This is a genomic window from Streptomyces sp. NPDC040432 (assembly GCF_055595445.1).
This window is the reverse complement of sequence record NZ_JBVIVP010000005.1, coordinates 78,268-104,300: the sequence shown is the minus strand read 5'-3', so window position 1 is coordinate 104,300 and position 26,033 is coordinate 78,268. Positions and strand designations below refer to the sequence as shown.

Annotated in this window: 21 protein-coding genes; 16 read left to right on the top strand and 5 right to left on the bottom strand. The window is 73.4% G+C overall.

All coding sequences use genetic code 11. The features are described from left to right. Positions 1-286 precede the first annotated feature (286 nt). The 4 genes from ACZ58N_RS13300 (at position 287) to ACZ58N_RS13285 (ending at position 4,015) form a co-directional block, all read left to right on the top strand. Positions 287-1,921, top strand: a complete 1,635-nt coding sequence (locus tag ACZ58N_RS13300) for a flavin-containing monooxygenase (RefSeq protein ID WP_471158499.1) — start codon at positions 287-289, stop codon at positions 1,919-1,921. Further along, positions 1,918-2,886 carry an alpha/beta fold hydrolase gene (locus ACZ58N_RS13295; protein WP_471158497.1) on the top strand — a complete coding sequence of 323 codons (969 nt, stop codon included), beginning with the start codon at positions 1,918-1,920 and terminating at the stop codon, positions 2,884-2,886. Before ACZ58N_RS13300 ends, ACZ58N_RS13295 begins: the two co-directional genes overlap by 4 nt. Further along, positions 2,883-3,764, top strand: coding sequence for an SDR family oxidoreductase (locus ACZ58N_RS13290; protein WP_471158495.1), 882 nt, complete (start codon positions 2,883-2,885; stop codon positions 3,762-3,764). Before ACZ58N_RS13295 ends, ACZ58N_RS13290 begins: the two co-directional genes overlap by 4 nt. Before the next feature lie 74 nt (positions 3,765-3,838). Next, the gene (locus ACZ58N_RS13285) at positions 3,839-4,015 is read left to right on the top strand and encodes a hypothetical protein (protein WP_471158493.1); all 177 of its coding nucleotides are present in this window, start codon (positions 3,839-3,841) and stop codon (positions 4,013-4,015) included. 73 nt (positions 4,016-4,088) lie between these two features. Here ACZ58N_RS13285 and ACZ58N_RS13280 read toward each other — a convergent pair whose 3' ends face one another. Next, entirely contained in the window at positions 4,089-7,370 is a 3,282-nt protein-coding gene (locus ACZ58N_RS13280; protein ID WP_471158491.1) for a S41 family peptidase, read from the bottom strand. Positions 7,371-7,560: 190 nt separating this feature from the next. On the opposite strand from ACZ58N_RS13280, the gene ACZ58N_RS13275 reads away from it, so the two are divergent. After that, positions 7,561-8,160 (top strand): TetR/AcrR family transcriptional regulator, encoded by a 600-nt coding sequence (locus tag ACZ58N_RS13275; protein ID WP_471158489.1) that lies wholly within the window; start codon positions 7,561-7,563, stop codon positions 8,158-8,160. Positions 8,161-8,284: 124 nt separating this feature from the next. Beyond that, positions 8,285-10,498, top strand: coding sequence for an MMPL family transporter (locus ACZ58N_RS13270; RefSeq protein WP_471158487.1), 2,214 nt, complete (start codon positions 8,285-8,287; stop codon positions 10,496-10,498). A gap of 81 nt (positions 10,499-10,579) precedes the next feature. Here the strand turns inward: ACZ58N_RS13270 and ACZ58N_RS13265 are convergent, their stop codons facing one another. Next, complete coding sequence (locus ACZ58N_RS13265) at positions 10,580-10,978, bottom strand: SsgA family sporulation/cell division regulator (RefSeq protein ID WP_471158485.1); 399 nt, start codon at positions 10,976-10,978, stop codon at positions 10,580-10,582. Positions 10,979-11,156: 178 nt separating this feature from the next. Between ACZ58N_RS13265 and ACZ58N_RS13260 the strand changes: the two genes are divergently transcribed. From ACZ58N_RS13260 to ACZ58N_RS13245, 4 genes are all read left to right on the top strand, one after another. Continuing rightward, on the top strand, positions 11,157-12,215 hold the full coding sequence (locus ACZ58N_RS13260) for an energy-coupling factor ABC transporter permease (RefSeq protein WP_471158483.1): 1,059 nt from the start codon (positions 11,157-11,159) through the stop codon (positions 12,213-12,215). A gap of 1 nt (position 12,216) precedes the next feature. Continuing rightward, positions 12,217-12,978 (top strand): cobalt ECF transporter T component CbiQ, encoded by a 762-nt coding sequence (cbiQ, locus tag ACZ58N_RS13255; RefSeq protein ID WP_471158481.1) that lies wholly within the window; start codon positions 12,217-12,219, stop codon positions 12,976-12,978. A gap of 66 nt (positions 12,979-13,044) precedes the next feature. Further along, on the top strand, positions 13,045-13,857 hold the full coding sequence (locus tag ACZ58N_RS13250) for an energy-coupling factor ABC transporter ATP-binding protein (RefSeq protein ID WP_471158479.1): 813 nt from the start codon (positions 13,045-13,047) through the stop codon (positions 13,855-13,857). 120 nt (positions 13,858-13,977) lie between these two features. Continuing rightward, positions 13,978-15,168, top strand: a complete 1,191-nt coding sequence (locus ACZ58N_RS13245; protein ID WP_471158477.1) for a serine hydrolase domain-containing protein — start codon at positions 13,978-13,980, stop codon at positions 15,166-15,168. Positions 15,169-15,240: 72 nt separating this feature from the next. On the opposite strand, the gene ACZ58N_RS13240 is transcribed toward ACZ58N_RS13245, so the two are convergent. The 3 genes from ACZ58N_RS13240 to ACZ58N_RS13230 all read right to left on the bottom strand — a co-directional run bounded on the left by ACZ58N_RS13240 (position 15,241) and on the right by ACZ58N_RS13230 (position 19,503). Next, positions 15,241-15,720, bottom strand: coding sequence for a YbaK/EbsC family protein (locus tag ACZ58N_RS13240; protein WP_471158475.1), 480 nt, complete (start codon positions 15,718-15,720; stop codon positions 15,241-15,243). 152 nt (positions 15,721-15,872) lie between these two features. Continuing rightward, a complete protein-coding gene (locus tag ACZ58N_RS13235; protein ID WP_471158473.1) occupies positions 15,873-17,513 on the bottom strand; it encodes a penicillin-binding transpeptidase domain-containing protein in 1,641 nt (546 codons plus the stop codon). 211 nt (positions 17,514-17,724) lie between these two features. Then, entirely contained in the window at positions 17,725-19,503 is a 1,779-nt protein-coding gene (locus ACZ58N_RS13230) for a dolichyl-phosphate-mannose--protein mannosyltransferase (protein WP_471158471.1), read from the bottom strand. 168 nt (positions 19,504-19,671) lie between these two features. Here ACZ58N_RS13230 and rsmI point away from each other — a divergent pair, with 168 nt between their 5' ends. The 6 genes from rsmI to ACZ58N_RS13200 all read left to right on the top strand — a co-directional run bounded on the left by rsmI (position 19,672) and on the right by ACZ58N_RS13200 (position 25,953). Then, entirely contained in the window at positions 19,672-20,565 is an 894-nt protein-coding gene (rsmI, locus tag ACZ58N_RS13225) for a 16S rRNA (cytidine(1402)-2'-O)-methyltransferase (protein WP_471158469.1), read from the top strand. 161 nt (positions 20,566-20,726) lie between these two features. Then, entirely contained in the window at positions 20,727-21,233 is a 507-nt protein-coding gene (locus tag ACZ58N_RS13220) for a hypothetical protein (protein ID WP_471158467.1), read from the top strand. A gap of 10 nt (positions 21,234-21,243) precedes the next feature. Continuing rightward, on the top strand, positions 21,244-22,143 hold the full coding sequence (locus ACZ58N_RS13215; RefSeq protein ID WP_471158465.1) for a TatD family hydrolase: 900 nt from the start codon (positions 21,244-21,246) through the stop codon (positions 22,141-22,143). Positions 22,144-22,928: 785 nt separating this feature from the next. Further along, positions 22,929-24,161 (top strand): ubiquitin-like domain-containing protein, encoded by a 1,233-nt coding sequence (locus ACZ58N_RS13210; protein WP_471159209.1) that lies wholly within the window; start codon positions 22,929-22,931, stop codon positions 24,159-24,161. After that, positions 24,158-25,060 carry a 16S rRNA (adenine(1518)-N(6)/adenine(1519)-N(6))-dimethyltransferase RsmA gene (gene rsmA / locus ACZ58N_RS13205; protein WP_471158463.1) on the top strand — a complete coding sequence of 301 codons (903 nt, stop codon included), beginning with the start codon at positions 24,158-24,160 and terminating at the stop codon, positions 25,058-25,060. The genes ACZ58N_RS13210 and rsmA overlap by 4 nt, the downstream gene beginning before the upstream one ends. Continuing rightward, on the top strand, positions 25,057-25,953 hold the full coding sequence (locus ACZ58N_RS13200) for a 4-(cytidine 5'-diphospho)-2-C-methyl-D-erythritol kinase (RefSeq protein ID WP_471158462.1): 897 nt from the start codon (positions 25,057-25,059) through the stop codon (positions 25,951-25,953). Before rsmA ends, ACZ58N_RS13200 begins: the two co-directional genes overlap by 4 nt. The last annotated feature ends 80 nt before the right edge of the window (positions 25,954-26,033 follow it).

Genomic DNA, 26,033 nt, shown 5'->3' with positions numbered 1-26,033 from the left:
GGCGCACGACGCCGGCCACGGCACCTCGCCGCGTTGTCGGAACGCCCGGATACGCCCGGTATGGGGACGCTCCTCCGCCTTGCGGGGCACCGCGTCCGACGCCGTGCGCCGATGCGCGGGGGATCACGGGACAGTCCTTGGGTCGTACCCGCAGTAACTTTCCGGGCGTGACCCCTACCCATGGGTACGGGGCTGCTCTACTCTCCCGATTGTGCCAGTGATTGCTGGCAGTGTTGCGGTGTGGTGGCTGGGACTGCGGAAGCGGAAGGCGGCGGGCATGGGCGGCATGGCAGAACGTGGGCGCGAGCACGTACGAGTGGCGGTGATCGGATCCGGATTCGGTGGGCTGGGGGCGGCCGTACGGCTGCGGCGCGAGGGGATCACCGACTTCGTCGTCCTGGAGCGGGCCGACTCCGTCGGCGGCACCTGGCGCGACAACAGCTATCCCGGATGCGCGTGCGACGTCCCCTCGCACCTGTACTCCTTCTCCTTCGCGCCCAATCCCGACTGGCCGCGGACCTTCTCCGGGCAGCCCGCCATCCGGGAGTACCTGGAACACGTCGCCGACGTCTTCGGACTGCGCCGCCACATCCGACTGAACCACGAGGTCGAGATGATGCGCTGGGACACCGAGGAGCTGCGCTGGGAGATCGAGACCTCCGGGGGAGCGCTCACCGCCGACGTGGTCGTGTCCGCGACCGGGCCGCTCTCGGAACCCAAGCTGCCGGAGATCCCCGGGCTCGCCGGGTTCCCGGGCAAGGTCTTCCACTCCGCCCGCTGGGACCACGACTACGACCTGCGCGGCAAGCGCGTCGCCATGATCGGGACCGGGGCCTCCGCGATCCAGATCGTCCCGGCGATCGCCCCCGAGGTGGAGCGCCTGACGCTCTTCCAGCGCACCCCACCGTGGGTCATGCCGCGCACCGACCGGGCCATCGGTCCGGTCGAGCGCTGGCTGCACCGCCAGCTGCCCTTCACCCGCGCCGCGCGCCGCGGCCTGCTGTGGGGGATCCGCGAGCTCCAGGTCAGTGCCTTCACCAAGCGGCCGAACCAGCTCGGGCTGGTCGAGTCGCTGGCGAAGGCCAACATGGCGCGTTCGATCAAGGACCCGGAGCTGCGGGCCAAGCTGACGCCCTCGTACCGGATCGGCTGCAAGCGGATCCTGCTGTCCAACGAGTACTACCCGGCGCTGGCCCGGCCCGACGTGGACGTCGTGGCCTCCGGGCTGACGGAGGTCCGCGGTTCGGTCCTGGTGGCGGCGGACGGGACCGAGACCGAGGTCGACGCGATCATCTTCGGCACCGGCTTCCACGTCACGGACATGCCGATCGCCGACCGGGTCGTGGGCGTGGAAGGGCGGACCCTCGCCGATACCTGGAAGGACGGGATGCAGTCGCTGCGCGGGGCGACCGCGGCCGGCTTCCCCAACTGGATGACGATCATCGGCCCGAACACGGGCCTCGGGAACAGTTCGATGATCCTGATGATCGAGTCGCAGCTGAACTACATGGCCGACTACATGCGTCAGCTCGGCGTCCTGGGCGGGCGCACCGCGCTGGCCGCCCGCCCCTCCGCGGTCAACCGGTGGAACCGGAACGTGCAGGCGCGGATGGAGCGGACCGTCTGGAACACCGGCGGCTGCACCAGCTGGTACCTGGACGCCCAGGGCCGCAACACGACCGTCTGGCCGGGCACGACCGGCGAGTTCCGCAAGGAGACGCGGACGGTCGACCTCTCCGAGTACGAGGTCATCCGCGTCCGGGACCGCGAGCGGGCCCCGGCCGTCGCCGTGGCCGTCACCGCGCCCGAGCCGGGCCGGGGCGGCGGGGCACCCGCGAAACCCGCCGCCGCGGGCCGCGCGGCGGCATCGGCCCCGACGACGGGACCCGCGCCGGCCGCGGCCGAGGAGGGGGCGGCGTGAACCGGCCCGCGCACGTCACCACCGGGCGCTGGGCGCCCCCCACCCCGGCCCGGGTGCCGGCCGTCACCTCCGCCGACGGGGCCCGCCTGCACGTGGAGGTGCACGGGCGGGAGGGCGCCCCGGCCGTGGTCCTGGCCCACGGCTGGACCTGCTCCACCGCCTTCTGGGCGGCGCAGGTGCGGGACCTGGCGAAGGACCACCGCGTCATCGTCTACGACCAGCGCGGCCACGGCCGCAGCCCCGCGTCCCGCGCCTACGGCACCGACCGCCTCGCCGACGATCTCGTCGCGGTACTGAAGGCCACCCTCGCCCCCGGCGAGCGGGCCGTCGTCGCCGGGCACTCCATGGGCGGCATGACCGTCATGGCCGCCGCCGGCCGGCCCGAGTTCGTGGAGCACGCCGCGGCCGCCCTGCTGTGCAGCACGGGCAGTTCCGGGCTGGTGGCGGGCTCGACCGTCCTGCCGCTGCGCCCCGGACCGCTGCGGACCCGCGTCACCCGGGCGGTGCTCGGCGCGCGGGCCCCCCTCGGGCCCGTCACGCCCGTCGCCCGCGCCCTGCTCAAGTACGCGACCATGAGCCCCGGATCGGCGCCGGACCGGGTGGAAGCCTGCGCCCGCATCGTGCACGGCTGCCCCGCCGGGGTCCGACACGCCTGGTCGCAGGTGCTGGCCGCCCTCGACCTCGACGCCGAACTGGCCCGGCTGACCGTGCCCACCGCGGTGATCGGCGGCACGGCCGACCGGCTCACCCCGATCGGGCACGCCCGGGCGCTGGCCGCGGCGCTGCCGAACTGCGTCGGCCTGACCGAACTCACCGGAGCGGGCCACATGACGCCCGTCGAGGCGCCGGAGGCCGTTTCGGCCGCCCTGCGCGATCTCACCGCCCGCCACCTGCCCGCACGACAGGCCGACCCGGCCGCGGGTGCCGCCCCGGCCGCAGAGGCCGAGAAGGAGAAGACGCCGTGAGCCGCAGCAGTCTGGAAGGACAGGTCGCCGTCGTCACCGGAGCCGCCCGCGGGGTGGGCGAACTGCTCGCCCGCAAGCTGTCCGCGCGCGGCGCCAAGGTGGCCCTGGTGGGGTTGGAACCCGAGGCGCTCAAGGAGGTCTCCGAGCGTCTGCACACCGACAGCGCCCACTGGCACGCCGACGTCACCGACCACGAGGCGATGGCGCGGGTCGCCCGGGAGGTCAAGGAACGCTTCGGCAAGGTGGACCTCGTCGTCGCCAACGCGGGGGTCGCCGCCGGCGGGCCGTTCGTCGACTCCGACCCGGTGGCCTGGCGGCGCGTGATCGAGGTCAACCTCATCGGCGGCGCCGTCACCGCCCGCGCCTTCCTGCCCGTCCTCACCGAGAGCCGCGGCTACTTCCTCCAGATCGCCTCGCTCGCCGCGATCACCCCGGCCCCGATGATGACGGCCTACTGCGCCTCCAAGTCGGGCGTCGAGGCCTTCGCGCACTGCCTGCGTGCAGAGGTCGGCCACAAGGGCGTCAAGGTCGGCGTCGGTTACCTGTCCTGGACCGACACCGACATGGTGCGCGGGGCCGACCAGGACGAGGTCATGCGCGACCTGCGGCGCAGCCTGCCGTGGCCCGCGAACCGCACCTACCCGCTCGGCCCGGCCGTCGACCGGATCGTGGCGGGCATCGAACGGCGCTCGGCGCACGTCTACGCGCAGTGGTGGCTGCGCGGCATGCAGGGCACGCGCGGCTACCTGCCGGGGATCATCGCGACGGTCGGGCAGCGGGAGATGCGACGGTTCGAGCCGCGCCTGTCCGGCGTCTCCACGGGGCTCGTCGGGGCCGGCGGTGCGGCCGACGAGAAGGAACGCACCCACCACGCATAGACCGTAATGCGAGGAACGTCCCTCCGTGCCAGGCTGGTCGGCATCACGCCCCACCCTTTCCAGGAGGGAACAGCATGGGTCTGAGGGACCAGTTCCAGGACAAGGCGAGACGGCTCGCGGAGCAGGCCGAGGCCAGGGCCGCGGCCCAGGGCACCGAGGCGGAGGCCGGCCGCGCCCCGGCCCCGGTGCAGGAGGTGGGCCCACGGACCGCCCAGGTCCGTGACGCCCTGGACGACGCGCTCGACAAGTAGCGCGTCACGACGCCGAGGGGCGCGGCCCGCACCACGCGGGCCGCGCCCCTTCCGCATGCGGGCTCCCGCGCGCCTACTCCCGCGGCGGCAGCTTCGGACGGCGCCGGTCCGGGACGTCCGTGTAGCCGGGCGGCACGGCCGCCGGGTCCTGCTCCAGCAGCTCCAGCGCCAGGTGCACGGCGTCGTCGAGCTGGGCGTGCCGGCCCTCCGCCCAGTCCAGCGGGGTGCGCAGGATCGAGAGGTCGGGCTCGACGCCGTGGTTCTCCACCGACCAGCCGTACTCCGGGAACCAGGCGGCGTTCATCGGCACCGTGATCACCGTCCCGTCGCCCAGGGTGTGCCGACCGGTCATGCCGACGACCCCGCCCCAGGTGCGCTGGCCCACCACCGGTCCCAGGCCGAGCAGTTTGAACGCGGCGGTGATCATGTCCCCGTCGGAGGAGGTCGCCTCGTCGGCCAGGGCGACGATCGGGCCGCGCGGCGCGTTCGAGGCGTACGAGACCGGTTGGGCGTCCCGGGTCAGGTCCCAGCCGAGGATCGAGCGGGTCAGCTTCTCCACGACCAGCTCGCTGATGTGGCCGCCCGCGTTGCCGCGCACGTCGACGATCAGGGCGGGCCTGGACATCTCCATCCGCAGGTCGCGGTTGAACTGCGCCCAGCCCGAGCCGCCCATGTCGGGGATGTGCAGGTAGCCGCAGCGGCCGCCGCTGACCTCGCGGACCACGGCCCGCCGCTTGGACACCCAGTCCTGGTAGCGCAGCGGCCGGTCGTCGACGAGCGGGACGACCGCCACCCGCCGGGCCCGACCGGACCCCTCGGCGGGCTCGAAGGTGAGCTCGACGGTGGTGCCGCCGGCCGCCGCGAGCAGCGGGTAGGGGCCGGTCACCGGGTCGACGGCGCGGCCGTCGACGTGGGTGAGCACGGCGCCCTCGCGGATTCCGGTGCCCGCGAGGGGGGAACGGGCCTTGGAGTCGGAGGACTCGCCGGGCAGGATCCGGGAGAGCATCCAGGCGCCGTCGCGGGGGACGAAGTTGGCGCCGAGCAGCCCGATGGCCCGCTGGTAGTGCGGCGGGCCCTCGTTGCGGCGGGCGGGGGAGACGTAGGCGTGCGAGGTGCCGAGTTCGCCGAGCACCTCGCGCATCAGGTCGGCGAACTCGTCGGGGGAGGCGACCCGTTCGACCAGCGGGCGGTACTGGCGCAGCACCGCGTCCCAGTCGATCCCGCACATGCCGGGATCCCAGAAGTAGGCGCGGATCAGCCGGCCCGCCTCCTCGAAGGCCTGACGCCACTCGGCCGCCGGGTCCACCTCGTGCAGGATGCGCCGCAGGTCCAGGTAGACCGTCGAGTCCCCGTCGCCCGGTTCGGTCGAGGGCACCGCGCGCAGGTCCCCGTCGTCGTTGACGACGAGCCGGGTGCCGTCGCCGCTGACCGCGAACCAGTCCAGTCCCGTGGCCAGTTCGGCCTTGCGGGCCTTGGTCATGTCGAAGTGTTCCAGCGTCGGCTTGCCGCTGGTGTCGGCCGGGTTCGCGAAGGTCTCGCCGAGCGCGCCCGAGATCGGCCAGCGCAGCCACACCAGTCCGCCGCCGCTCACCGGGTACAGGGCCGAGTACTTCGAGGCGGACACCGGGAAGGGGGTGACCCGGCTCTCCAGCCCCTCGACCTCCACGGTCACCGCGCCGTCGCCGGATTCGGAGTCCCCCTCGGCCGGATCGAACCCGCCCGCCGCCGGGCGTCCGTCGGGGGAGAACGCGAAGGGGGAGTTCGTCGCCGAGGACAGCGGCACCAGGTACGGGCGGCAGCCCAGCGGGAAGGACAGGTCGCCGGTGTGCACGTCGTAGACGGGGTCGAAGCCGCGCCAGGACAGGAAGGCGAGGTAGCGGCCGTCGCGGGTGAAGACCGGGTTCTCGTCCTCGAAGCGGCCGTTGGTGACGTCGACGACGGTGTGCGGGCCGGGTCCGGAGATCTTCGCCATCCGGATCTGTCGCAACGACCGCCCGATGCCGGGGTGGGACCAGGTCAGCCAGCAGCCGTCGGGGGAGAAGGCCAGGTCGGTGACGGGCCCGTTGATCGACCGGACCAGCTCGGTGACCTCGCCGTTGGACTCCTCCGTCGCGTCGAGGAGCAGGAGCCGTCCGTCGTTGGAGGCGATGGCGAGGCGTTCCCCGTCGGGATCGGACAGCAGCTCCAGTACGCGGCCCAGCGCGCCCGAGGCCAGCCGCCGGGGCTCGCGTTCCCCGGAGGCGCGGGGGAGGTAGGCGATCTCGATCGCGTCCTCGCCCTCGGCGTCGGTGACGTAGGCGACCTGCCCGCCGCTGCCGAGCATCTCGGGCAGCCGGACCCGGACGCCCGGGGTGTCGGCGATGGTGCGGGCGGGTCCGTCGCGGTGGGTCAGCCAGTAGAGGCTGCCCCGCACCACGACGGCGCTGGCCCGTCCGGTGGTGTCGACGGAGAGGGAGTCGACGTGGCTGGCGGCCGGCACCTGGTAGGTGCGGCGCCCCGCGCGCGGCCCGCCCAGGCGTACGTGGAGCTTGCGCGGGGAGGCGTCGGGGTCGAGGGAATCGACGAGCCAGATGTCGCCGCCGCACTGGTAGACGACCCGTGAGCCGTCGCTGGAGGCGTGGCGGGCGTAGAACTCGTCGTGGTCGGTGTGCCGGCGCAGGTCGGTGCCGTCGGGCAGGCAGGAGTAGAGGTTGCCGATGCCCTCGTGGTCGGAGAGGAAGGCGATCCGGCCGCCGACGAACACGGGGGAGTCGAGGTGCCCTTCGATGTCCTCCAGCAGCCGCTTCCCGTGCAGCCACAGTCGGCCGGTGGCCCCGCCCCGGTAGCGCTTCCAGGCGGCGGGCTCGTGCGGCGGCTTGCCGGTCAGCAGCAGGCTGCGCCGCTCACCGTCCGGCCCCTCCTGGACCTGGAGGTCGGAGACGGGTCCCCAGGGGAGGCGGCCGCCGGGGCTGCCGTCGGTGGGCAGGCTGTAGGCCCAGGCGAAGTACGAGAAGGGCTGGCCGTGCGAGGACACGGCCAGGATGTCGCTGCGTCCGTCCTCGTCGGGCGGTGTCCAGCCGCAGACGCGGGTGTCGGTGGCGCCCCAGTGGCTGAGTTGGCGGGCGGGACCGCCGTCCACGGGGACGAGGTGGATCTCGGGGTCGAGACTGCGCCAGGTGGTGAAGGCGATCTGTCGGCCGTCGGGGGAGAAGCGGGGGTGGCTGACCCGGGTCCGGTCGACGGTGATCCGCCAGGCCCGGCCGGGCCTGGCTCCTTCGGGGACGAGTGGGGCGACCCAGAGGTCGTCCTCGGAGGCGAAGCACAGCAGGTCGTCGTGCAGGTGCGGGAACCGGAGGTACGCGACGTCGTGACTCACCCCCCAATGCTTTCCGCGCCGGAGGGCCGCGGCAACTCGTACAAGTGATCCCCTTCGAGGGATTCGGGGCGTGCGGCGACCGGGTGACCGACGCCACTCCCTCAGCGAAACGGAACGGTTTCGTTCCCTTCGGGGGCGGGGTATCGTATTAACGGTACGGAACAGTTTCGCTCGGGCAGGGGGCACGGAGATGACCGAAGAGGCGTCGGAGACGTCGGCGCGGCGCAGCCGGATCACCCCCGAGCGACAGGCCGAACTCCATGAGGCGGTCCTCGACCTCCTCCGCGAGGTCGGCTACGAGGCGCTGACCATGGACGCGGTCGCCGCCCGTACGAAGTCCAGCAAGGCCACCCTCTACCGCCAGTGGGGGAGCAAGCCGGAGCTGGTCGCCAAGGCCCTGCGATGTACCCAGCCGGTCTCCCTGGGGGAGATCGACACGGGGACGCTGCGGGGGGACTTCGCGCTGATGGTGGCGCACTCCGATGACGCGCAGATGGCCAAGGACACCGCGCTGATGCGGGGTCTGGCCCATGCGGTCCACACGAGCCCGGAGCTCCACAAGGCGCTGCGGGACCTGCTGGTCGACCCGGAGATCAACGGCCTGCAGCGGATGTTGCAGCGCTCCGTCGACCGGGGCGAGATCCGTCGGGACTGTCCGGCCCTGGATTTCGTGCCGCACATGCTCATCGGAGCGTTCATCGCGCTCCCGCTGATCGAGGACCGGTCCGTCGACCAGGTCTTCCTCGGCGAATTCATCGACGCCGTGGTCTTCCCCGCCCTCGGCGTCTGACCCTCCCCACCAGCGTTCCGCACCGCCCGCTGCTCCTGACACGCCGCTCTCGTCGTCGGGCCGGCCTTCCACGCCCTGATCCGTCCCGGATCCATCCCACGACCTGAACGGGAGAACCACCCTCGTGGCCACCTTCCTCTACCGGCTCGGCCGCGGTGCCTTCCGGCACCGCCGGTTCGTCGCGCTCGCCTGGGTGGCGCTGCTGTTCGTCGCCGTCTTCGGCGCCGCGACGGCCTCCGCGCCCACCTCCGGCTCGTTCTCGATACCCGGCACCGAGGCCCAGCGGGCCTTCGACCTGCTGGACAAGAAGTTCCCGGGCATGTCCGCCGACGGCGCCACCGCCCGCATCGTCATCAAGGCCCCGGAGGGCGCCAAGGTCACCGACCCGGGCGTCAGGACCGAGGTCGAGAAGGTCATCTCCGGCCTGAAGACCGGCCCCGGCGCCGCCGAGGTCGCCACCGTCGACGACCCGTACAAGACGCAGGCAGTGAGCCAGGACGGCTCCACCACCTACATCAGCGTCAAGTACAAGGTCAGCGGCATGGAGCTGAAGGACGCCACCCGCGACGCGCTCAAGGAGTCCGGCAAGGACGCCCAGGCGCAGGGGCTCGGCGTCGAGATCGGCGGCGACGCCCTGATGGTGGCGCCCGAGACGGGCTCCGGCGAGATCATCGGCATCCTGGTCGCCGCGATCGTCCTCGTCATCACCTTCGGCTCGCTGATCGCGGCCGGCCTGCCGCTGCTGACCGCCCTGATCGGCGTGGGCATCGGCGTCTCCTCCATCACCGCGCTCGCGAACGTGCTGGACCTCGGCTCCACCACCTCCACCCTCGCGATGATGATCGGCCTCGCGGTCGGCATCGACTACGCCCTCTTCATCGTCTCCCGCTACCGCGCGGAGCTCGCCGACGGCCGTGCGCGGGACGAGGCTGCGGGCCGGGCCGCCGGAACGGCCGGCTCCGCCGTCGTCTTCGCCGGTCTGACCGTGGTCATCGCCCTGGTGGGCCTGGCCGTCGTCAACATCCCGATGCTGACCAAGATGGGCGTCGCGGCCGCGGGCACGGTGGTCATCGCGGTGCTCGTCGCCCTGACGCTGGTTCCGGCGATCCTCGGCTTCGCGGGCAAGAAGGTCCTGCCCGCCGGCGAGAAGAGCAAGCTGTTCGGCAAGGGCAAGGGGAAGAGCCCCGACGCGGACGCCAAGCCCAAGCCCAACGGCGGCACCCGCTGGGCCCGCTTCGTGCTCCGTCGCCCCGTGATGGTGCTGCTCGCCGGAGTCATCGGCCTCGGCATCATCGCCATCCCGGCGAGCAAGCTGGAGATGGGCCTGCCGGACGACGGCGCCCAGCCGGTGTCCACCACGCAGCGCAAGGCGTACGACCTGCTGTCCGACGGATTCGGCCCCGGCTTCAACGGCCCCCTGATGGTCGTCGTCGACGGCGACAAGGCGCTCGCCGACAGCACCGCCGAGCGGATCAAGGGCCTGCCCGGCGTGGCCATGGTGGCCCCGCCGATGCAGAACGAGGCCAAGGACGCGGCGATCGTCAGCGTCATCCCCAAGGACCGGCCCTCCTCGCACGCCACCGAGGAACTGGTCCGCGAGATCCGCGACGGCAGCGGGGACGACGTGCTCGTCAGCGGCCAGACCGCGATGAACATCGACTTCTCGCAGAAGATGAACGACGCGCTGCTGCCCTACCTGGCGCTCGTCGTCGGTCTCGCCTTCCTGCTGCTGATGCTCGTCTTCCGCTCGATCCTGGTTCCGCTGAAGGCCGCCCTCGGCTTCCTGCTGTCGGTCGTCGCGGCCCTCGGCGCGGTCGTCGCGGTGTTCCAGTGGGGCTGGCTCGGCTCGGTCTTCGGGGTGGAGCAGACCGGTCCGATCATGTCGATGATGCCGATCTTCATGGTGGGCGTCGTCTTCGGCCTGGCCATGGACTACGAGGTCTTCCTGGTCACCCGCATGCGGGAGGCGTACGTCCACGGCGAGCGCCCGGGCCAGGCCGTCGTCACCGGATTCCAGTACAGCGCCCGGGTGGTCGTGGCCGCCGCCGTCATCATGATCGCGGTGTTCGCCGGCTTCCTCGGAGCCAGCGACCAGATGGTCAAGATGATCGGCTTCGGCCTCGCCATCGCCGTCCTCTTCGACGCCTTCGTGGTCCGCATGGCCATCGTCCCGGCGGTGCTCGCGCTCCTCGGGCACAAGGCCTGGTGGCTGCCGAAGTGGCTCGACCGGATCCTGCCGAACGTCGATGTCGAGGGCGAGAGCCTGCGCAAGCACCTCGGCGAGGACTCCGGCCCCGCGGAGGGTCCGGACAAGGACCGCGAGCTGGTCAACGCCTGACCGGCGCACACGCGACGGCCCCGGCCCCGCACCCCTCCGGGGGTGCGGGGCCGGGGCCGTTCCGGTGCCCGGCCGCTGCGCCTAACGGGTGGCGGGGGCGGCCGGCGCGTACGTCCGACGCAGGAAGCGGCGCAGTGCGGCGATGTCGAACTGGACGACCGCGACCCCGTCGGGGGAGTGGAACTCGACGACCGCCTGCACGCGGCCGCACGGCCAGACGCGCACGTCCCCGGTTCCCGTCGGCGACGACAGGCCCGCCTCCAACAGGGCGCGGGGGAAGACCCACTCGTTGTCCGTGCCCTCGGGGGACAGCTCGGCGGGGAAGACGATCCGTACGGCCAGCGGTTCGTCGGGGGCGAAGCGCAGGGCCACCGGGATCGTCCGGTAGAGGGGGTCGTCGGTGATCACGCGGGCGCGCACCCGCTCCTCGACGGCGGTCGTGTCTGCGGTCGCTGCTGGATTGTCCGCGGTGGCTGACATCGACAGGGCTCCTCGAAATCGGAACATTTGCGTCCGTTTGTCCGTCCAGACTCGCACATTCCGACGAAAACGCGCGCCACTATTTGTGATGCGACCGCTCTTGCCAATGGTTTGCAACTGGGCACTATTCTTGAACGGTTAAAGATTTTGTGAGGTAAACAGGAAGCGGAGCCACTCCATGCATGTGCCCGACGGATTCATCAACGCACCCGTCTCGGTGGCCGCCGGAGTGGTGGCCGCGGCCGCCGTCGCCGTCAGCCTCCGCGGTGCCCGCCGCGAGCTCGACGAACGCACCGCGCCCCTCGCGGGCCTCGTCGCCGCCTTCATCTTCGCCGTGCAGATGCTGAACTTCCCGGTCGCCGCCGGCACCAGCGGCCACCTCCTCGGCGGCGCGCTCGCCGCCATACTCGTCGGCCCCTACACCGGCGTGCTGTGCGTGTCCGTCGTCCTGCTGATGCAGGGCATCCTCTTCGCCGACGGCGGCCTGACGGCCCTCGGCGTCAACATCACCGTCATGGGCGGCGTCACCGTCGTCGTCGCGTACGCCGTCTTCCGCGGCCTCCTCAAGGTGCTGCCCGCCACCCGCCGGTCCGTCACCGTCGCCGCCTTCACCGGCGCCCTGCTCTCCGTACCCGCCTCGGCGGCCGTCTTCACCGCCATCTACGCCATCGGCGGGACCACCGACGTCCCGATCGGCAAGGTGCTCACCGCGATGGTCGGCGTGCACGTCCTCATCGGCATCGGCGAGGCCCTGATCACCGCCGCGACCGTCGGCGCCGTCCTCGCCGTCCGGCCCGACCTCGTCCACGCCGCCGCCGGCCTGAGCACCCCGCTGAAGCTGCGCGTCGACGGCGAACTCGTCGACGCCCCGACGCCCGCGCCGGCCGCCCCCGCCGCCGGCCGCTCCACCCGCGCGGTGTGGCTGACCGGCCTCGCCACCGCCCTCGTCCTCGCCGGTGTCGTCTCCTTCTACGCCTCGGCCAACCCCGACGGACTGGAGAAGGTCGCCGCCGACAAGGGCATCGACGCCAAGGTGGAGGACCACGCCGCCGCGGACTCGCCGCTCGCCGACTACGGCGTCAAGGACGTCGAGAACGCCCGCCTCTCCGGCGGCCTCGCCGGTGTCATCGGCGTCGGCGTCACCGTCCTCGTCGGCACCGGCATCTTCTGGAGCGTGCGCCGCCGCCGCTCCGAGGACCTGACCGCCACCTCCACGGCCGCCCCCTCGGCCCACTGACATGGGAGCCGGGCACGCGCACAAGCTCTACCGGCACGGGCACTCGCCCGTGCACGCGCTGCCACCGCACTGCAAGATCGCCGCGGTCTTCGCCTTCGTGGTCGTCGTCGTCTCGACGCCGCGCGAGGCCATGTGGGCCTTCGGCGCGTACGCCGTCCTGGTCGCCGCCGTCGCGGCGGCGGCCCGGATCCCGGTCGGATTCCTGCTGCGGCGGCTGCTGATCGAGGTGCCGTTCGTGGCCTTCGCCGTCCTCATGCCGTTCGTGGCCGAGGGCGAGCGCGTGGAGGTGCTCGGCATGTCGCTGAGCGTCTCCGGACTCTGGGGCGCCTGGAACGTCCTGGCCAAGGGCACCCTCGGCGTGGCCGCCTCCGTGGTCCTCGCCTCGACCACCGAACTGCGGTCGCTGCTGCTGGGGCTCCAGCGGTTGAAGCTGCCGCCGCTGCTCGTCCAGATCGCCTCCTTCATGATCCGCTACGGCGACGTCATCAGCGGCGAGCTGCGGCGCATGTCCATCGCCCGCCGCTCCCGAGGCTTCGAGGCCCGCGGCGTCCGGCACTGGGGCGTCCTCGCGAAAACGGCCGGAGCCCTCTTCATCCGTTCCTACGAACGCGGCGAACGGGTCTACCTCGCGATGGTCAGCCGCGGCTACACCGGCTCCATGCCGGTGATCGACGAGGTGTCGGCCACCCGCGCCCAATGGGCGTACGCGGCCGTGCTGCCGGCGGCGGCCCTCGCCGTCTGCCTCATGGGATGGACGCTGTGACCCCGTCCGGCGGGACGGGCACCGCGACCCCGTCCGGTGCGCCGGGCACCCGACCGGTCTGATGGGATGGACACCGTGACCGCTGCCCCCGCTTCCCCCGCCCCGTCCTCCCCCGCGGCCGTGCCCTCCCTGGAGGTGTCCGGCGTCGCCTACGCCTACCCCGACGGCCACCAGGCCCTCTTCGGGGTCGACCTCACCGTCGGACACGGCGAACGGGTCGCGCTGCTCGGGCCCAACGGCGCGGGCAAGACCACCCTGGTCCTGCACCTCAACGGCATCCTGGGCGGTGGCGTCGGCACCGTCACCGTCGCCGGCCTGCCCGTCGAGAAGCGGCACCTCGCGGAGATCCGCCGCCGCGTCGGGATCGTCTTCCAGGACCCCGACGACCAGCTGTTCATGCCGACCGTGCGCGAGGACGTCGCCTTCGGGCCGGCCGCCGCCGGCATGCGCGGCGCCGAACTGGAGGCCCGGGTCCACGAGGCCCTCGACCAGGTCGGCATGACGGCCTTCGCCGACCGGCCGCCCCACCACCTGTCCTTCGGCCAGCGTCGCCGGGTGGCCGTGGCGACCGTCCTGGCGATGCGCCCGGAGATCCTCGTCCTCGACGAACCCTCCTCCAACCTCGACCCGGCCTCCCGCCGCGAGCTCGCCGACATCCTGCGTTCGCTGGACGTCACCGTCCTGATGGTCACCCACGACCTGCCCTACGCGCTGGAACTGTGCCCCCGCGCGGTGATCCTCAGCGAGGGCGTCATCGCGGCCGACGGCCCCACCCGCGACCTGCTCTGCGACGAGGAACTCATGGGCGCGCACCGCCTGGAACTCCCCTTCGGCTTCGACCCGCGCGCCACCGCCGCCCCCGGCCGTCGGACCCGCTGAACCCCGGCGCCCCGAGCCCCGGCGGGCGGGAAGCAGGACCGGCCGGGCGGCGTTGCATCCTGGTGGGCGGCCCCGCACGGGGGTCGTCGGAGCGGGCGAGCAGCACACGAGGAGTCGACGGTGGAGGTCCAGGGGACCGTGGCGGAGGGTTTCGAGGCCGTCCGGGAGGCGTTCGTACGCAACTTCGAGGTCCTCGGGGACCGTGGCGCCGCCGTCGCCGTCTACCGGGACGGCCGCCGGGTCGTCGACCTGTGGGGCGGCACGAAGGACGCCGACATCGACGCCGCGGACACAGGTGGAGCGGAGGCGTGGCTGGCCGGTACCGCCCAGGTGGTCCGCTCCGCGACCAAGGGGGTGGCGGCGGCCGTTCCGCTGCTGCTCCACCAGCGGGGCCTACTGGACCTGGACGCGCCGGTCGGGGCGTACTGGCCGGAGTTCAAGGCGGGCGGCAAGGAACACGTACGCGTACGCGACCTGCTCTCCCACCGGGCGGGCGTACCGGCGCTGGACCGGGGCCTGACCCCGGCGGAAGCGATCGACGGGGTGTCCGGGCCGCGTGCCGTCGCCGCGCAGGCCGCCCTGTGGGAGCCGGGCACCGCGCACGGCTACCACGCCCAGACCTACAGCTGGCTCCTCTCGGAGCTGGTCCTGCGGGTCACCGGCGCCTCCCTCGGGAACTGGCTCGCGGAGCAGGTCACCGGGCCGCTGGGGCTGGACTTCTGGATCGGCCTGCCGGAAGGCGCCGCGGACCGGGTGGGTCGCGTCGCCCCCGTCGACCCGCCCGAGCGTGCGGGCGGGCTGAAGGTCCGCCCCCGCAGAAACGTTTCCGAGGCCTACGCCGACCCGCACTCGCTCACCCGCCGCGCCTTCGCCGCGATCGACCCCCTGCCCGATGAGAACGCCCCCGCCTACCGGGCGGCCGAACTCCCGGCCTCCGCCGGCATCGGGACCGCCCGCGCCCTCGCCGGGTTCTACGCGGCGCTGATCGGCGACACCGAGGACGGCGCCCGCCTCTTCACCCCCGAAACGACCGCGCTCGCCGGTACCGAACTCTCCTCGGGCCCGGACCGGGTCCTCGTCGTCAACACCCGCTTCGGCCCCGGGCACATGCTGCACGGCCCGGCGTCACCGCTGCTGTCCCCGGCGTCCTTCGGCCACCCGGGGCGCGGCGGCTCGCTGGCGTTCGCGGACCCGGAGGCGGGCATCGGCTTCGGCTACGTCACCAACGGCCTCGCCAAGTCCGTCACCGCCGACCCGCGCGCGCAGGCCCTCGTACGGGCGGTGGGGGCGAGCCTGCCGGGCCGCCGGTGACGGAGCGCGGGTGACGGAGGGCGGGTGACGGACGGCGGGTGACGGTGGACCGGCGTGCGCCGGGGGTTCTCGTCAGTCGCGCGCGCGTTCGCGTACGTCGGCCACGGTGGCCCCCGCGTGCTCGATGAGCTCCTTCGGGGGCATCGGGAACACCGAGTGCGGGGTGCCGGCGGCCGCCCACACCACGTCGTGGGCCAGCAGCCCGGGGTCCGCCAGCACCCGGGTCCGGGTGCGGTGGCCGAAGGGCGGGACGCCGCCGATGGCGTAGCCGGTGGTCTCCCGGACCAGGGCCGCGTCCGCCCGCGTCACCTTCCCCGCGCCCAGCTCCCTCCGTACCGCCTCCATGTCGACCCGCGAGGAGCCGTCCATCAGCACCAGCACCGGGACCCCGTCGGCGGCGAAGATCAGCGACTTCACGATCTGGCCGAGGTCGCAGCCGATCGCGGCGGCGGCATCGGCCGCGGTCCGCGTCCCCTCGGGGAAGGTCCGGACGGGAAGGTCGAGGCCCAGCCGGGCCAGGGCCTCGGCGAAGAGGGGATGCGTCGTCGTCATGCGGGGACGCTAGCCCCGTCGAGGGGCCGGGGCGAGCACATTCCACCCCATGGACCGGACGGGTGAGCGGGCCGCGGGCCGTCCGTCCTCCCGGGCCCGCCCCTCCGCCACCGGGATGGGATTGCCGGGGCCCGGCCATCAGGCGGGGGGCCTCAGGAGTTGAGGACCCCGGCGACGATCCGGCCCGCCGCGTTGCCGCCGTGCCCTCCGCCCTCGACCATCGCGGCGGCGGCCAGGTCGCCGCTGAAGCCGGTGAACCAGCTGTCCGGGCTGCTCGCGCCGTCGACCTCCGCCGAGCCGGTCTTCGCGCCCTTGTCGGAGCCCCGGACCGAGGCCATCGCCTCGGCGGCGGTGCCGCCGGGGGAGGCCGTCTGCTTCATCATCCCCACCAGCTGCGCCGAGACGCCCGGCCGGAGCGGCCGCGAGGCCGTCGCCAGGGTGCGGCCGTCCAGGGAGGCCTTGACGACCACCGGCTGGCGGAACACCCCGGTCCGGGCCGTCGCGGTGATGGAGGCGAGGTTCAGCGGGTTCATCTGGATGGCGCCCTGGCCGATGTACTCCGCGGCCGCCGCCGGACCCGAGGTCACCGGGACGGAACCGTCCTGGGTGACGACGCCCGCCTTCCAGTCCAGACCGATGCCGAAGACGTCCTTCGCCTCGCGGGGGAGCGCGCCGTTGTCGTCGACCTGGTCGATCAGGCCGATGAAGGCGGTGTTGCAGGACCGGGCGAAGCTCGTGGAGAACGGCTTGCCCTGGAGGCTGAAGCCGTCCAGGTTGCGGAAGGGCTTCCCCTCCCACGACACGGTCGGCGGACACTCCGCCGGCCTGTCCGCCGCCACCAGGCCCTTCTCCAGCAGCATCGCCGCCGTCACGATCTTCATCGTCGAGCCGGGCGCGCGGCGGCCCTGGAGCGCCGCGTCGAAACCGTCCTTGCGGTGGTTGGCCACGGCCAGGACGTCACCGGTGCTCGGCTGGATCGCGACCACCGAGGCCTCGGCGTACGAGGTCACCGCCTTCTCCGCGGCGGCCTGCACATCGGCGTCCAGCACGGTCCTGATCTCCCCCGGCTTGCCCTCCACCAGCGTCAGCAGGCTCCGCCTGGGCGCCTCGGCGCCGGTCGGCTCGATCCACAGCTCGACGCCGGGGGTGCCGCCCGTCTTCTCCCCGTACGTCTTGCGCAGCTGGTCCAGCACCGTCCGCAGCGAGGGGTACAGCTCGGGCGTCAGCTCCTTGCCGTTGCGGTCGATCGCCTTGACCGGCGGGCTCGCGGGGGTGCCGGCGCGTAGCGCCTCGCCCTTCTGGAGCTGCGGGTGGACCACCGACTCCTGCCAGTCGACGAGCGGCTTCCCGGTGGTCACACCACGTACGACGGTCAGCCGGGAGTCGTAGACGAGGGGCTTGGTCGAGCCCTCGTACGTCACCTCCGCCTCGACCTTGAAGGGCACGGTGGTGCCTTCCGGCGTACCCGGGGTGATCACCGTTTTCGAGACGTACGCCTTGGTCCGGTAGTCCGCCACCGCCGTCCGCGCGGCCTGCGTGTTGTTCGTCAGCTCGGCCGCCGTGTGGTCGTCGCCCGCCGCCCACGCGGCGAGGAAGGCCTTCGCGGTGGCTGCGGCGTCCTTCTCCGTGACCGGTCCGGTCCCCTTGGGCGCGGGGGCGGCCTTGCCGCCCACCTCGGCGGCCTTGGCACCGCCGCTCTCGTCCCCCACCAGCGTGTAGGCGCCGTACCCGGCTCCGCCGACCATCGCGAGGAACACCCCGCCGATGATGGCGCCCTTTGCCGCCCCGTTCATCCTTCGTCCTCCCCCGTGTCCACAGTTCTCTGAACATGTTCAAAGAACCCCTGGTGCGGACCTTACTCTGAGCGAACGGGTGAGGTACGTGTTGTTACCCGACCGGAACATGGGTCGGGCGGGTGCGGGGGCGGGTACGGGCGCCGACCGGAGGCGGCGACGACCACGACGGGCCCGGCACCATCCGGTGCCGGGCCCGTCGTTTGCGCTGCTAGATCCAGGTGTCCAGCCACATCCTGTTGCGCCAGGAGTCCATCGGGAGGGTCTGGCCCGTGTAGATGGGCCAGAAGTAGATGAAGTTCCAGACGATCAGCAGGACGAGGACGCCCGCGCCGATCGCGCCCAGGGTCCGCCGGCGTTCGGACGAGCCCGCCGGGCCCAGGAGGGCCCCGATCATCATGGCCACCGCCAGACACAGGTACGGCACGAAGACGACCGCGTAGAAGTAGAAGATCGTCCGCTCCTGGTAGTTGAACCAGGGCAGCAGACCGGCGGCCAGCGCGCAGGCGATGGCGCCCGCCCGCCAGTCGCGGCGGAAGAACCAGCGCCACAGCACGTACAGCAACGCGAAGCAGCCCGCCCACCACAGCAACGGCGTGCCGAGCGCCAGCACCTCGCGGGCGCACTTGCCCGCCTCGGTCGCCGGGCAGCCGTCGGTGCCGGGGTCGGGGGACTCGTAGAAGAAGGAGACGGGACGGCCCAGGACCAGCCAGCTCCACGGGTTGGACTCGTAGGTGTGGCCGGAGGTCAGGCCGACGTGGAACTTGTAGACCTCCGTCTCGTAGTGCCACAGGCTGCGCAGCCACTCCGGGAGGAAGGACAGCGAGCTGCCCTGGTCGTTCTTGGCGGCCCAGTCACGGAAGTAGCCGCCCTTGCCGTTGTCGGGGCTCAGGATCCAGCCCAGCCAGGAGGTCAGGTAGACCCCGATGGCCACCGGAACCGTCGACACGAAGGCGGGCAGCGCGTCGCGGCGCAGCATCGCCGCGTACGGGGAACCCGCGCCGGCGGTGCGGCGGGCGGCGGCGTCCCACACGACGGTGAGGATCCCGAAGAACGCCAGCACCACGAGGCCGTTCCACTTCGTGCCGAACGCCAGACCGAGGCAGACGCCGGCCAGGATCCGGTACGGGCGCACACCCAGCCGCAAGGTCTCGGCGATCTTGAGGTCGGGCCGGGTGCGGCCCTCCTCGTCCACCGGGAGGGCCGCCGCCAGTCGGGCCCGCGCCCGGTCCCGGTCGATGAGCAGCGCCCCGAAGGCCGCCAGCACGAAGAACATCAGGACCAGGTCGAGGAGCGCGGTGCGGCTCATCACCAGGTGCAGGCCGTCCACGGCGAGCAGGGCGCCCGCCAGGCAGCCGAGGAACGTCGAGCGGAACAGCCGGCGGCCGATCCGGCACAGCATCAGCACCGACAGCGTGCCGAGGACCGCCGTCAGGAAGCGCCAGCCGAACGGGTCGAAGCCGAACATCCACTCGCCGAGGCCGATCACCCATTTGCCGACCGGCGGGTGCACGACGTAGCCCGGATCCGTGGGCAGCGGGACGCCGTCGGGGTTGGCGAGGATCGACTTGTCGATGTCCTTCGGCCAACTCGCCTCGTAGCCCTGCCGGATCGTGGCCCAGGCGTCCTTGGCGTAGTACGTCTCGTCGAATATCACCGCCTTCGGGCTGCCGAGGTGCGTGAACCGCAGCACCCCCGCCACCAGCGTCACCAGCAGCGGTCCGGCCCAGGCCATGACCCGCTGCCAGGTCTCCCTCGCCGACGGCTGCACGCCGAGCGCCGTCCACAACTGCTCGGACGGCCGTGCGTAGGGGGGCACGAGCCGCGTACGGACGTCCGCGCGCGCCCCGCCCGGGGCGCTGCGCGGCGCGTATCCGAAGCCGCGCAGACGGCGCAGCCAGACGGGCTGCCCCTCTTCGGGGTCGCGGTCGCCCGTCGGCTCGGGCGGGGCCCCCGCGGGGCTGGGCGGCGGCGTCGCGGTACTGGTCACCGGGTCATCGTAGGGAACGCCCCTGTGCGCGCCCCAGCCCCCACATGCGCGGCTCCGCCCGAACCCACCCGAAACTCCCGTCCCGTCCGCACCGTCCGCGGCTCCGGGCGCGGTCGCGGTCGCCGTCCGCGCCCCGGGGGAGGAGGGACCCAATGAGAGGATGGTGCGGTGACTGATCAGCCCCGTTCTGCCGATGCCCCCTCCTCCGCAGGCGTTCTCGTCCTCGCCGGTACGCCCATCGGGGACCTCGCCGATGCCCCGCCACGGCTGGGCGCCGAGCTGGAGCGGGCCGATGTGATCGCCGCCGAGGACACCCGGCGGCTGCGCCGGCTGACCCAGGGGCTCGGCGTGCACACCACCGGGCGGGTGCTGTCGTACTTCGAGGGCAACGAGTCCGCCCGCACCCCGGAACTGGTCGAGGCCCTGGAGGCCGGCAAGCGGGTCCTGCTGGTCACGGACGCCGGGATGCCGTCGGTGTCCGACCCCGGCTACCGGCTGGTCGCCGCGGCCGTGGAGAAGGACATCAAGGTGACGGCCGTGCCCGGGCCGTCCGCCGTGCTCACCGCGCTGGCCCTGTCGGGGCTGCCGGTGGACCGGTTCTGCTTCGAGGGCTTCCTGCCGCGCAAGGCCGGTGAGCGGCTGGGCAAGCTCCGCGAGGTGGAGGGCGAGCGGCGCACGCTCGTCTACTTCGAGGCGCCGCACCGGCTGGACGACACCCTGGCGGCCATGGCCGAGGTGTTCGGGGCGGACCGGCGGGCGGCCGTCTGCCGCGAGCTGACGAAGACCTACGAGGAGGTCAAGCGCGGCGGGCTCGGCGCGCTGGCGCTCTGGGCGGCCGAAGGCGTGCGCGGGGAGATCACGATCGTGGTCGAGGGCGCCCCGGCGGCGGTTCCCGGCGACGTGGACGCCGAGGAGCTCGTACGTCGCGTGCGGGTGCGCGAGGAGGCCGGGGAGCGCCGCAAGGAGGCCATCGCGGCGGTCGCGGCGGAGATCGGCCTACCCAAGCGCGAGGTGTTCGACGCGGTGGTGGCGGCAAAGAATGCGGCACAAAAGGTGCCGTAAGTCGGTAAAGAGCTAACCTGAAAGGCAAAGCTCAGACCGCGCACCGGGCGCTTTGGGCATTGACTCGCCCAAGGACCGTCCAACACTCGACAGGGCCTGATGCGCTCCCGCCCGAAGAGGCGTCCACTGGCAGTGGCACCAGTGGAACAAGAGGAGCTGGCATGAGTGAGATCGCAGACACCCCGGCAGCCGCCCCCGCGCACGTCCCGGCCGCACCGACCGTGCCGACCGTGCACGAGGCGTACTCCTTCGCCTGCATGAAGTGCGGGTACGGCTGGGAGCAGGCGTACGAGATAGAACACCACGTCGACGGCAGGGGCGAGGCGTTCATCGTCTACCGGGCGAACGGCGAACGGGTCCCCTCACCGCTGTCCAACCCGACCTGCTTGAACTGCGGCGGTCACATCGTGCGCATCATGCGGGAGGGCCAGGTCTCCTCGGTGACCGGGATGCTCGACAAGCTCTACCACCACCCCGTGGCCCCCGGCATCGCCGGACCGGTTCCGGCGGGTGCCTCCGTGCCGCGCACGCCCCGGCCGCGCAAGGCGAGGCAATCGAAGGGATCCGCCGCGCCGACGCACGACGCACCCGGGCCCGTCGCCGTCGATCCGGCCGAGGAGCGGCGCGGACCGATCGCCCGGCTGATGGGGTTGTTCCGCCGGTCATAGGATCGGACGCATGAGCCCGAGCCCTTCCTCCGCCTCCTCCGCCGTCGCCAAGGACACCCCGCCCCCGCTGCCCGAACCGCTCCGGGTGGCGGTGGCGGATTCGCACACCCACCTCGACATGCAGTCCGGCACCGTCGAGGAGGGCCTCGCGAAGGCCGCCTCGGTGGGCGTGACCACGGTCGTCCAGGTGGGTTGCGACGTGAAGGGCTCCCGCTGGGCCGCCGAGACCGCGGCGGCGTACGCCAACGTCCACGCCGCGGTGGCCCTGCATCCGAACGAAGCCCCCCGGATCGTCCACGGCGACCCGGACGGTTGGTCCCGGCAGGGTGCCCGACCCGGTGGCGGCGACGCGGCCCTGGACGACGCCCTCGCCGAGATCGAGGCGCTGGCCGCGCTGGACCACGTGAAGGCGGTCGGTGAGACCGGCCTCGACTTCTTCCGCACCGGTCCCGAGGGCATGGCCGCGCAGGAGCGTTCCTTCCGCGCCCACATCGAGATCGCCAAGCGGACCGGCAAGGCCCTGGTCATCCACGACCGCGAAGCCCACGCCGACGTGCTGCGCGTGCTGCGCGAGGAGGGCGCGCCCGATCGGACGGTCTTCCACTGCTACTCCGGGGACGCCGACATGGCCCGCGAGTGCGCGGCCGCCGGCTACTACATGTCCTTCGCCGGAACGGTCACCTTCAAGAACGCCGCACCGCTGCGCGAGGCGCTCGCGGTGGCCCCCCTGGAGCTCGTGCTGGTGGAGACGGACGCCCCGTTCCTCACCCCGGCGCCGTACCGCGGCCGGCCCAACGCGCCGTACCTCATTCCGCTGACGGTCCGGGCCATGGCCGCCGTCCGCGGCCTCGACGAGGACGCCATGGCGACGGCCCTGGCGGCGAACACGGCCCGCGCCTTCGGGTACTGAGGCGCCCCCGACACCCTCCGGCCCACGCCCGACACCCTCCGGCGCGCCTCCGCACCGCCCTCGCACGCCCGTTCGTTCGACACGCTGAGTGGTCGAACGACTTTGAAGCGTGACGTCCGCTCCGGCTAGGGTGCCCTGCCCCGACCAGCAGGGGCCGGACCAGTGGAGCGAGCGACGTGAGCGAAACACAGGGCAGTCACCGCCGTGTCTCCTGGCCGGGGACCGAACCGGACGCCGGTACGGCCCCGGCCACCGACCTGGCCCTCGACCCCGAGCTCGACCTCCCCCTCGACCCCGAACTCGACTTCGCCCCGGACCCCCACCCGGACCCCGTCCCGGGATTCGACCCCGCCCCGTACCCCACCGCCGACGCCGATCCCGACGCCGCATTCGACCTCGACCTCGGCGCCGAGGCCGACCTCGACGCGGAGCTCGACCTCGCCACCGCGCTCGGCCTCGTCCCCGATCAGGGCCCCGACGCGGGGGTCCCGGCCCCCCGGGGCGAAGGCCGCAGGGCCTCCCGGCGGCGGGCCGCGCCGGCCGGCCCGGCCCCGGGGATCACCGCGCGCCCCACCGGCCGCCGCCGGGCCGCGGACCCGGTACCGCCGCCCCCGCTGCCGGGCCCGGACGCGGAGGCCCCCTCCGCCGGCCGTGCCGCGGGCCGTCGCCGGGCCGCGGGCCCCGCCCCGGCGTCCGCGTCGCCGTCACCGTCGTCGGGAGGCGACCCCGCCACCCGTCGCCCCACCGGCCGCCGCCGGGCCGCGGATCCCGAGCCGCCGCCCCCGCTGTCGGGTCCGGACGCGCCGCCCGGCGGGCGCAGGCGGGCCGCCGTCCCGGCCCAGGGCGGTGCGCCCGACGGCGGGGGCGGGCACGGCGACGGGACCGGCCGACGCGCCGCCGGCCGGGGCCGCAAGGGCGCGACGGCCCGCGACAGCTGGCGGCTCATCGTCCCGCAGGCCCTCGTCGTGGCGGTCCTGGCGGGCGGCACCACGGCCTTCGTCGCCGCCGACAAATCGGTCCGGCTCACCGTCGACGGCGTGCCCCGCAGCCTCCACACCTTCGCCGGCAGCGTCGACGCCCTGCTCGCGGCCGAAGGCCTCGGCGTCGGCCCGCACGACCTCGTCGTCCCCGCCCGGGGTTCAGCCCTCGGCGACGGCGAGGAGATCGTCGTCCGCTACGGCCGCCCGCTGGAACTGACCCTCGACGGCCGGACCCGCCGACTGTGGACCACCGCCCGCACCGTCGAGGACGCCCTGCGCCGGCTCGGCGTCCGCGTCGAGGGCGCCTTCCTCACACTGCCCCGCACCGCCACCGTCCCCCGCGCCGGCCTGACGCTCGGCGTGCGCACGGAACGCGGCGTCACCTTCATGGCCGACGGCCGCGAACGCACCATCCGCACCAACGCCGCCACCGTCCAGGAGGCCCTGGACCAGGCCGGCATCACCCTGGGAGGCCAGGACACCACCTCCGTCCCGCCCGGCGAGTTCCCCCGCGACGGCCAGGTCGTCACGGTGCTGCGCATCACCGGCACCCGCGAGGTCCGCGAGGAGCGCATCCCCTTCACGACCGAGCGGGTCGAGGACGCCGACCTGTTCGCCGGGACCGAGGTCGTGGAGCGGGCCGGGCGGCCCGGCGCGCGCCGGGTCACGTACAGCCTGCGCACCGTCAACGGGGTCCGGCAGCAGCCCCGGAGGATCGCCGAGGAGGTGGTCCGGGAGCCCGTCGGTCAACTCGTGAAGGTCGGCACGAAGCGGCTCCCGAACTCCGTGGCCGGTGCGGACGGCCTCGACTGGGGCGCGCTGGCCCACTGCGAGTCCGGCGGTCGGGCCTCGGCCACCGACCCCTCGGGGACCTACGGCGGCCTCTACCAGTTCGACGTCCGCACCTGGCAGGGCCTCGGCGGCAGCGGTCGCCCGCAGGACGCGTCGGGCTCCGAGCAGACCTACCGGGCCAAGAAGCTCTACGTGCAGCGGGGGGCGAGTCCGTGGCCGCACTGCGGCCGTAGGCTTTACCGGTGAGCACCGCAGAGCAGCAGCCCCACGAGACCCCTTCCGACGCCCTCCTCGGCCCGGCCGACATCCGGGAACTGGCCGCCGTACTCGGCGTACGGCCGACGAAGCAGAAGGGCCAGAACTTCGTCATCGACGCCAACACGGTCCGCCGCATCGTCCGCACCGCCGAGGTGCGTCCGGACGACGTGGTCGTCGAGGTCGGTCCGGGACTCGGCTCGCTGACGCTCGCACTGCTGGAGGCCGCCGACCGGGTCGTCGCCGTCGAGATCGACGACATCCTGGCCGCCGCCCTGCCCGCCACCATCGAGGCCAGGATGCCCGCGAAGGCCGACCGCTTCGCGCTCGTCCACTCCGACGCCATGCTGGTCAAGGAGCTGCCCGGCCCGCCGCCGACCGCGCTCGTCGCGAACCTCCCGTACAACGTGGCCGTTCCGGTGCTGCTGACCATGCTGGACCGGTTCCCGACCATCGAGCGGACCCTCGTCATGGTCCAGGCCGAGGTCGCCGACCGGCTCGCAGCCGAGCCCGGCAACAAGGTGTACGGGGTCCCCTCCGTCAAGGCGAACTGGTACGCGCACGTCAAGCGCGCCGGGTCCATCGGCCGCAAGGTGTTCTGGCCCGCGCCGAACGTCGACTCGGGACTGGTGTCCCTGGTGCGCCGCACCGAGCCGGTGAAGACGACCGCCTCCAAGGCCGAGGTCTTCGCGGTCGTCGACGCCGCCTTCGCGCAGCGCCGCAAGACCCTGCGCGCCGCCCTGGCCGGCTGGGCCGGTTCGGCGGCGGGCGCCGAGGCGGCGCTCGTCGCCGCCGGCGTCTCCCCGCAGGCGCGCGGCGAGTCCCTCACGGTGGAGGAGTTCGCCGCCATCGCCGAGCACAAGCCCGCCGCGGAGAGGCCCGCCCTGTGAGCGTGACCGTACGGGTCCCCGCGAAGGTCAACGTGCAGCTCGGGGTGGGCGCGGCCCGCCCCGACGGCTTCCACGCCCTCGCGACGGTCTTCCTCGCCGTCTCCCTGTTCGACGAGGTGACGGCCACCCCCGCCGGGGAACCGACCGTCACCTGTGAGGGACCGGACGCCGACCAGGTGCCCCTGGACGGCACCAACCTGGCCGTGCGGGCCGCGCGGGCCCTCGCCGCCCGGGCGGGCATCGAGCCCGCCGTCCACCTCCACATCGCGAAGAACATTCCCGTCGCGGGCGGCATGGCGGGCGGCAGCGCCGACGGCGCTGCCGCGCTCCTCGCCTGCGACACGCTGTGGGGGTTGGACACCCCTCGTGCGGAACTCCTCGCCATCTGCGCCGAACTGGGCAGCGACGTCCCCTTCAGCCTGCTCGGCGGCGCGGCCCTCGGGACGGGCCGGGGCGAGCTGCTCACCCCGGTCGACGCGGGCTCCTTCCACTGGGTGTTCGCGGTGGCCGACGGCGGCCTGTCCACCCCGGCCGTGTTCCGCGAGTTCGACCGGCTGACCGCGGGTACCACCGTCCCGGAACCGGAGCCCTCCCCGGAACTCCTCGCGGCGCTCGCGTCGGGGGATCCCGACCGGCTCGCTCCCGCCCTGTCCAACGGCCTCCAGGCCGCCTCGCTGTCGCTGCGCCCGGCGCTGGCCGACACCTTCGAGGCGGGCATCGGAGCCGGCGCCCTGGCCGCGCTGGTCTCCGGCTCCGGCCCGACGACGGCCTTCCTGGTCCGGGACGCGGAGGGCGCCGCCAAGGTCGCCGCCGCGTTGGAGGCGTCGGGCACCTGCCGCACCACCCGTACCGCCTCGGGACCCGTTCCCGGTGCCACGGTGCTGCCGGCCTGACCGCCCCCGGCGGCAGGGCGGTCGTGGTACTCGGCGCGATCTGAGTATCCGTACCCTGTCGCCGCGGTCGCCCGCCCGCG